The following is an 8,209-nucleotide window of genomic DNA, read 5'->3' as shown; positions in this document are numbered from 1 at the left end:
TATTTGCCACTAATGAGGTGTGGCAAGACTACTTGACGGGTAAAAGTGACGTGGGCGCTATTTCTTGGATGTTAGACGGCAAGATTACACCGGAGTGGCTGCGACAAAGTTACCCAGATATGCCTATTCGCTATCGCTCGAACTCCTTGAATGTAATTTACGATTTGGTGCGGCAGGGCAGTGGCTTTGGCGAATTACCCTGTTCACTGGGTAATAGCGACCCGGATCTAATTCAAATTCCCGCGCAGGGGGTAATGGAGCCAACGGGCTTTTGGCTATTGACCAATCTCGACTTGCGAACGACTGCGAGAATCCGAATTTTTCGTGACTTCATGCTGGATTATCTTCAGCCCATGGTTGAGCGATTTGAGTCGCGTTCTGCTTTGTGATTAGCTGCGAATGTGGTTCGCTAGCCTCTTGCTCATGTCATTTTGGCTCTAGCTAGCGACGTCATGACTGTACTGAGTAACTCGGGCTGAGAGCGCACGCCAAGTTTGGCGTAAACTGCTTTGAGGTGTGAGCGTACAGTGCTTTCTTTTACGCCCATTGTGCCAGCTATTTCTTTAACAACTAAGCCCTTGCAAAGCAAACGAGTGACGTTCGCTTCGGTGGTGGTGAGGTCGTATAAAACCTCTAAACCCACTAAATCAATATGTATATTGGCATCGTTACTTTTTATTTGTAGGAGTATTCCAAGCTCTTGTTCCCCGGGAATTAGGCAGGGGAGTAGATGGGGTTCCACGCTAATTTGATACTGTTTGGTCCGCGCGTAGTTGCGGCAGGACCTGGAGCGATTGTCAGTAAATTTCTGCAGATTATTTATAAGTTGCTCAATGGTATTGCGTAGCTTGTGTGGCCGAAATGAAAGTTTGCCTGCGGAAACACAAGCAATATCTTGACGTAGTAATTGTTCGGCAAGTTCATTTTGCGAGACGATGCTTGCGTCTGAGCGCAACAGATAGGCAGCACAATCCATAATGCTGGTAATTGAATCAAAGCCACTTTGCAGTGATTCTAAGGCGATATTGCGTTTGTAAATAGCCAATGCATTTTGTAGATGCGGAACAAAGAGATTGAGAGTGGCAAGTTCGTCGCGGCTGAAGGGTTTATGTTGATGACCGCGCTGAATAGTAACGCGAAAGGCCTGGCCAATTTTGGGATTCTCTATATACGCCCCGCAGGCATAGCGAATATCCAGCGGTTTGGTGTAATCCGCGTAAAACTCTGAAGCTAGAAACTGCCTGTCTGGCACTGCTTCATTGCTATGAAATTGAAAGAGCGGTAAGTCGGCCATAACCTCGGCCCAAACATCCGTGTGCACATAATGTTCGCCGTAGACTTGCAGCTCGTGGTCAGCCAAATGCCGAGAGAGCACAATATCTGTTGAGTGAGTTTGAATTTCTTCAAACATCAGTGTTGTCGAGCGAGAGGGAATTTCGGTTTCGAGCATGGCAAAAAAAGCCATCCAGCCGTCGGCTTGGTGGGCGTGTCGGTAAAGCTCGCCAATTAGCTGGGATAATTTATTACTTTGCATTACTCGGGTGTCGGCCCTACCTGCGGCGTATTGACACACTTCCTGCGTGTCGTCGTTGCGGCTGTCAGCGGTTTCTCCCCAATCTAGGGGAGGCGGTAAATAAACTATAACGTTAGATTAGGCCGTGGGCAAATCTAGTGGACATGGTCGAGTCCGGCTGGCCGCCGTGGGCTTGGCTGCGCAGTATTTCGACGATGTCAGGCTAGATTGGTAAGTAGATGTTTATGCTGATTAGTCAGTGCCTGAAGCAGAGACGCTATCCCATATTGCAGTGATCGTTCACGTGGAAAGCTTAGTGGAATTCGGTGTTAATCCAACTTGTTTAGTTGGCGATCGGCGAGGCCGCATGTTTTAAGCATTAGCCATTCATGCGCTAGCAACGGCCCGCCAATAAGCGACATATATCTGAAATTCCAATACTGAAATAAATGTACATTGGTCGCGAAAAAGCCAAATTCGTTCGACGAAACGAAACGCCTACCTAGGTTTTGCGAAACGTTTAAAACTGAATTGATAGTGAGAAGAGTTGGATGATTGGCCGTTGGAATCAGCTTTTCTAAGGCCGTCACGGTGTCAGTGCGACGCTAAAGTAGCCGCAATGTATTTTTTAAACTTGGAGGATTAATAAATGAAAGTGTTTGCCGCATTTTGCGCAGTCGCAATATTGTCAGCCTGCGCCGCCAATACCGTCGCAACTCGGAGCCCAACGCCGGTTCAAAAAAGCCTGTGGAAAACAGATAATTATCGTGTGCCAGGTGAAAATACTGGTGTGCTTGTTATCAATCGCGATACGGGAATGAGAGGGGCCGCTTGCATTCCTTTGATTACGATTGGTGATGTGCAGGTTGCACCGATCAATGTAGGTGAAAATCTTGAGTTGCACTTAACCGCCGGGCGACACTCGCTCCGCGCATATCCTAATAGAAACTGTGCTGCAAGTTCGACTGAAACCTCTGTTGAAATTAAGGAAGGCCAGGCGACGATATATCGCTTCGGATTTCACAAACGCTCAATGGCTTTTACACCAGTTGCGTATTAATCAAGATGCAGGGCTGGTGGGGGATTTACATGATGGATGTCTATTTGTATCTACCAGGTCATCCTTTAGGGCGCCAGCCCAATCTTAGTGGATTGTCGACAATCAAGGTGTAGATTTATATCGCTACCTTTACAGCATTTATCGAAGGCTAGGGGCTGACGTTGAAGTGTGTATTTTTATTAAGCGATCTATTGTTCTAATGAAAAGCCAGCTAAGGCTTCTATTTGTGTTAAGTGTTTTCTTAATTTTCTCATCAATCGCTGATGACTAGTTGTGGTGGGTGAATTGATTTTGCAACAACTAGCTCTAGACGCTACACCAATTTGTGATGTTTCAGGCGACCATGAATCAGTTAATTTCGTTTTTTATATTTGTGTTGTCTTCGGCGATCGTGCATTCGTCTGAGCTCAGAGATTTTGAAAAAAACTTAACTGAAATTAAAAGTAACTCTAGCTTATCAGCTAATAAAAGACATTTAGCTATCTATCAGCATACCCTTGAACTCGGAGTGCATGGGGTTGATTATCTGGTGACCCGAAGAAATGTCAACGGTTTGTTTGTGGCGCTAGTGAAGGACAGCTGGGAGGCCTATATTGCCGCTTCGGATAATCTCTTGAAGCTGTCAAGGCAGCGTAGTGAAGAGCATCAAGCGCTGGCGGAGCTATATTTAATAGAAAGAACTCAAGCGCTCTATAATAAGTATATGGAGAGTATAAGTTATCGATTTATTCTTAAAGATCAGTCATTGATTCTGGATAATAAAATTGAAATATTTATTGAAAATATTTTGTCTAGGTCAAATAGAAACAAACTACCCTATCTTTTGGGTGTAGTGGCGAGAAAAAAGCCTCGAGGGTATGAAAATTCCTTAATTTATCAAAAATTCGATAGGGGTGAGTCATTAGAAGGATTTGCGACATTGGATTTCCGCATTATTGATGCGTTGAGGAAAATATTTTATGTGTCAACAGGGACTGTTAGCCGTTCATTGGGCGCTGTTGCTGGGCCAATTGAGTGGGGTCGCAGTGGTAGGGTAAGTGTTGATGTTCAGTTGAAAAATAATATTTTGGCGAAGTTAATGCCGCTTGATATTGTTTTTGAAAAGAAATCCAATAAGTTAACAGACTACTTGATACCGGGGTATTGGGGGCATAATGCAGTTTGGTTAGGCACGAAAGAACAATTAATTGAGCTTGGGATTTGGGAGAGTAAAGAGCTGGCGCCATTCAGAGACAATATTGAAAATGGAAACTCGATTTTCGAAATAAGGAGGCAGGGAGCTGGCTTTTCACGTTTTGATGATTGGCTTGAAATGGATGCTTTTGCGTCCATCAGAGTAAAAGGCCTGTTGGATAAGTCCGAAAGCAGGATATTGAAAGTGTATCGTATTCTAAGTGAACAGTTTGGAAAGGAGTATGACTTTGGTTTTAATGTTGACACTTCCTATAAAGTCACTTGCTCCGAATTGGTTTATTTGGCTTACGGCGACTACCAGTGGCCGACTAGAAGCATGCTTGGTAGGACGATTGTTGGACCTAACGAAATTGCGGAATTGGTTTTTTACAAGGACGCGCCGCTTGAATTGATATCTTTTGTAACGAGTGGTGAAGAAGAGGCGCCGAAATTTCAAGAAAAAGAAATTCTTGCGAATCTAATGGGGTTTAACTTGCAGAGTGATGGAACGTTTAAAAAGCGATATAAAGTGTGCTATTCGGATGGCAGGGTCCATATTAGGGATAATATAAGGATTAAAAGGCGCTGCGTGGAGAAAGAGAAATATCTCTATTTACAGCTTTCGAAAACGTGAGTTAAATGTCCGTAAGTCAGAAGTCGATTTTAGAATATTCAAGAAACCGCGGTAAAGCCCATTTGCTTTTATGTTGTCGAGATTTACGTTAACCAGCGGCAAGTGTTGGAAAATTAAAAATCCACTTGCTGCTGTTTTGATGCTTAGCCGGCAATAGGCGGATGGTCTTCACTGTCGTCTGAGGTGGAGTAGGGCTCGGGCTCAAACTCCTCCCTAAACGCGGTAACGTGTTCAAGCGCTTCGCCGATATTAGCCTTGTATTTGGCAATGTGAAATAAGGCGTCACCTTCGTAAACTAGGGGTAGGAAGGTGCGGCCAATGACGATGCCATTGTCATTAGCGAGAATTTTATTGTCTGCGCTGTTATTACCCATAGGGTCGGAAATCAGCGCGAGTACATCGCCTTTTTGGACAAACTCGCCCAATGGGACCAGCGCCCGTAACACACCGCTGCTAGTCGCCCGTATCCAGCTTGACTGGCCGGTAATCATACTTGTGCGTTTTGGCTTCTTGCTCCGCGACGCGGGTAGCATACCGATATGGCGCATTACATTAATAATGCCGCTGACGCCGGCGCGAATCGCGATTTCGTCAAAGCGCAGGGCTTCACCGGCTTCGTAAAGCAGAACTTGAATATTGTGATTGCTGGCGATTTCTCGCAGTGAGCCATCTCGCGTTGCCGAGTGCAGGATGACCGGCGCGGCAAAGCTCTCGGCCATGGCACGGGTCGACTCGTCTTTTATGTCGGCGCGGATCTGGGGCAGATTACTGCGGTGCCGAGCGCCGGTATGCAGATCGATACCGTGGGTGCACTGCAGTACCACTTCATTGAGAAAGGTGTGGGCCATGCGTCCGGCTAGCGAGCTTTTTGGCGAGCCGGGAAAGGAGCGATTGAGGTCGCGGCCATCGGGCAGGTAGCGGCTGTTATTGAGGAAGCCATGCACATTCACAATGGGTATCGCCAACAAGGTGCCACGCAGTGAACGGAGGGCTTTGTGTTGTAGTAAACGCCGGACAATCTCGACGCCATTGATTTCGTCGCCGTGAATCGCCGCGCTAACAAATAAGGTTGGGCCGTCTTTGCGGCCGCGAATGGCCTTTACGGTCATGGACAGTTCGGTATTGGTGTACAGCTGCGCAACTGGCAGTTCGATCTGGGTGCGGCAGCCGACGGGAATATCGACACCGGCGATGGTCAGTTTTTTCATGGTGCGCTCTTAACCCCTGCCACGGGTTTTGTTTTTGTTTGGACCGGCATTTTCTTCAATAAATTTGACAATCTCGCCCGCCACATTTTTCTTGCTGGCCGTTTCAATACCCTCAAGGCCCGGCGATGAGTTCACTTCCATAACCAATGGTCCCCGTGAAGAGCGCAGAATATCAACTCCCGCAACATTCAAGCCCATGATTTGCGCTGCTTTTACTGCGGTTGCACGCTCCGCAGGGGTAAGGCGGGTCAGTTCAGCGGTGCCGCCGCGGTGTAGGTTCGAGCGGAATTCGCCGCTGGCGGCGGTGCGCTGCATCGCGGCGACCACTTTTTTGCCTATGACTAAGCAGCGCACGTCGGCACCGCCTGCTTCCTTAATAAATTCTTGGACTAAGAAGTCGGCTTTCAATTCGCGGAAGGCATCGATAACGCTTTCGGCAGCTTTGGCGGTTTCTGCTAGTACCACGCCGCGGCCCTGCGTGCCCTCGAGAAGCTTGACCACCACCGGCGCGCCGCCAACCAGTTTGATGAGTTCTTTGGTGTTGTGAACGTCATGGGCAAAGCTGGAAATGGGCATGCCGACATTTTTGCGGGATAACAATTGTAGGGCCCGCAGTTTGTCGCGTGAACGACCAAGGGCCACGGACTCGGTCAGACTGTAGGTGCCGAGCATTTCAAATTGGCGAATAACCGCAAGGCCGTAAGGGGTGATCGAGGCGCCAATGCGGGGGATGATGGCGTCAAAACCTTCTAGTCGTTCGCCCTTGTACCACACCACTGGCTCGCTGGAGTTTAATTCCATATAGCATTTGAGGGTATCCAGCACCCGAACTTCATGACCGCGTTCGGTGCACGCTTCAACCAAGCGGCGGGTGGAGTAGAGGCGTCTGTTCCGAGACAGTATGGCTATTTTCATGGTTTGGTATTCTCGTTGTTATCGGCTTGTTAAGCGGAGTGTTCAGATTGGCTTGGCTAATATTTAGTTCCACGCGCAGGGCGAGATTAGCTTGGTATAATTTGGCTGGGTGGCTTCGCCGGTTTTTGGCTTGCGCAATACGAGCGGCTTGGGTCTACGGTGTAGCGATTTTTCATAGCAGTCCGTCCTAATAGCATGCGAAACAGCATTTGCGAGCGGTCAGCGAGGGTCATTTCGGCTAGAAATTTGTCGCTGCCAATACAAATGTGGGTCTCTATAACATAGCGCATGCTGCGGTGGCCGCCAGAATCAGTGACTTGGCGGTAGTCTTTAACTGGCGCGCGGCAGTGTATAAGCTCGGTGGTTTCGTGCTGCTGAGGGTTTACTTTAAATTCTACCCAGTGCTCGCCGTTTACCTCGATCGCCTTGATATCAAGAGCGTGAAGGGAAGAGCTGCGGGCGCCGGTATCAATTTTGGCTTTGAGACCACTGATCCCTAAAGTGGGCAGGCTGATCCATTCGCGCCATCCTAATATTGTCTGTGGCAAATACGGCCTCGTTATATCGTCAGACTTAACTTGGCAGCATAGCTGTTAAGGGGCGTGGGGAGTAGCTTTTCAGTGTCTTATTTTTAGTATTGAAGGTCGGTATACGCGCCCCAGCAGCGGGGCGCGGTTAGTTTTGCGGTTTCAGGCTTACTTGCGGATCATCGCTTTTAGGGTTTTGTCGGCTTTTTCGCCGTAGGGAGGCACCATGCCGCCCAGTTTTTGGAAGTTGATATTACTCTGTTTATAAATGGCTTTGGCGTGGCTGAAGGTTTTAAAGCCATCGGCGCCATGGTAGTTGCCCATGCCGCTCGGGCCAATACCGCCAAAGGGCAGATCTTCACAGCTGACATGAAAAATCACATCGTTAATCGTAACGGCGCCAGATACGGTGTGATCTAGAATATGCTGCTGCTCTGCTTGGTCTTTGCCAAAGTAATACAGCGCCAGTGGGCGGGGGCGGGCGTTGACGTAATCTATGCACTCTTCGACTTGGCGGTAGGTTTTAATACAAATAACCGGGCCAAACAGCTCTTCTTGCATGACTAGCATGTCGTCACTGGGGTTAACGACCAAGGTAAGCGGAATTTTGAAGGTGCCCTGCTGCTGACTGAAGTCCTCATTTGCCGGGTTGATTTCACGCACATCGCCGCCTTTCTCTCGGGCGTCTGCTAGGTAGCTCTGCAGGCGTTGATAGTGACGCTCGTTAACCACAGAAGTGTAATCTGGGTTGTCCCGTAAAGTCGGGAACATACTGGTGATGTAGGCGCTTGCCGCCTGGGTGAATGCCTCTAGTTGGTCTTCGGGTACAAAGACATAGTCGGGGGATAAGCAGACTTGACCGACATTGAGGATCTTGCCACCGAAGATACGCTCTACAGCGTCCTGAATTGGGTAGCTTTTACTTAGAATGACTGGCGACTTGCCGCCGAGCTCTAGGGTCACAGGGGTTAAATTGTCAGCGGCAGCGCGCAGAATATGCCGAGCAATACTGGTGGCCCCAGTAAATATAATATGGTCGAAGGGCAGTGCCGAAAATTGTGCGCCGACTTCCTGGCCGCCGTTAAACACGGCAATCTCGTCGTTGGAAAAATACTTGGGGGTCAGTGTTGCTAGTAGTTCGCCGGTTTTGGGGGTGACTTCTGAGCACTTAATCATGGC

Annotated in this window: 7 protein-coding genes and 1 pseudogene; 3 read left to right on the top strand and 5 right to left on the bottom strand. The window is 48.3% G+C overall.

The annotated features are described in order from the left end of the window. A pseudogene (locus tag ABYT30_RS12350) lies at positions 1-389 on the top strand (hypothetical protein); the annotation flags it as partial. Positions 390-421: 32 nt separating this feature from the next. Here ABYT30_RS12350 and ABYT30_RS12345 read toward each other — a convergent pair. After that, positions 422-1,534 carry a helix-turn-helix transcriptional regulator gene (locus ABYT30_RS12345; RefSeq protein ID WP_373096744.1) on the bottom strand — a complete coding sequence of 371 codons (1,113 nt, stop codon included), beginning with the start codon at positions 1,532-1,534 and terminating at the stop codon, positions 422-424. Positions 1,535-2,162: 628 nt separating this feature from the next. Between ABYT30_RS12345 and ABYT30_RS12340 the strand changes: the two genes are divergently transcribed. Together ABYT30_RS12340 and ABYT30_RS12335 are read left to right on the top strand one after the other, a co-directional pair. Further along, positions 2,163-2,573 carry a hypothetical protein gene (locus ABYT30_RS12340; protein WP_373082219.1) on the top strand — a complete coding sequence of 137 codons (411 nt, stop codon included), beginning with the start codon at positions 2,163-2,165 and terminating at the stop codon, positions 2,571-2,573. Positions 2,574-2,916: 343 nt separating this feature from the next. After that, a complete protein-coding gene (locus ABYT30_RS12335) occupies positions 2,917-4,380 on the top strand; it encodes a YiiX/YebB-like N1pC/P60 family cysteine hydrolase (RefSeq protein WP_373096741.1) in 1,464 nt (487 codons plus the stop codon). 143 nt (positions 4,381-4,523) lie between these two features. Here the strand turns inward: ABYT30_RS12335 and ABYT30_RS12330 are convergent, their stop codons facing one another. From ABYT30_RS12330 to ABYT30_RS12315, 4 genes are all read right to left on the bottom strand, one after another. Then, complete coding sequence (locus tag ABYT30_RS12330) at positions 4,524-5,588, bottom strand: succinylglutamate desuccinylase/aspartoacylase family protein (protein ID WP_373082216.1); 1,065 nt, start codon at positions 5,586-5,588, stop codon at positions 4,524-4,526. A 9-nt stretch (positions 5,589-5,597) separates the two neighbouring features. Next, entirely contained in the window at positions 5,598-6,503 is a 906-nt protein-coding gene (rimK, locus tag ABYT30_RS12325; RefSeq protein WP_373082214.1) for a 30S ribosomal protein S6--L-glutamate ligase, read from the bottom strand. Positions 6,504-6,589: 86 nt separating this feature from the next. Further along, a complete protein-coding gene (locus ABYT30_RS12320; protein ID WP_373082212.1) occupies positions 6,590-7,051 on the bottom strand; it encodes an ATP-dependent zinc protease in 462 nt (153 codons plus the stop codon). A gap of 147 nt (positions 7,052-7,198) precedes the next feature. Further along, a partial coding sequence (locus tag ABYT30_RS12315) for an aldehyde dehydrogenase family protein (protein ID WP_373096739.1) occupies positions 7,199-8,209 on the bottom strand: 1,011 nt, incomplete at its 5' end.

It is taken from the genome of Zhongshania sp., assembly GCF_041623545.1.
Lineage (GTDB): Bacteria > Pseudomonadota > Gammaproteobacteria > Pseudomonadales > Spongiibacteraceae > Spongiibacter.
The sequence above is the reverse complement of the archived record's forward strand: the minus strand, read 5'-3'. Positions and strand labels throughout refer to the sequence as shown.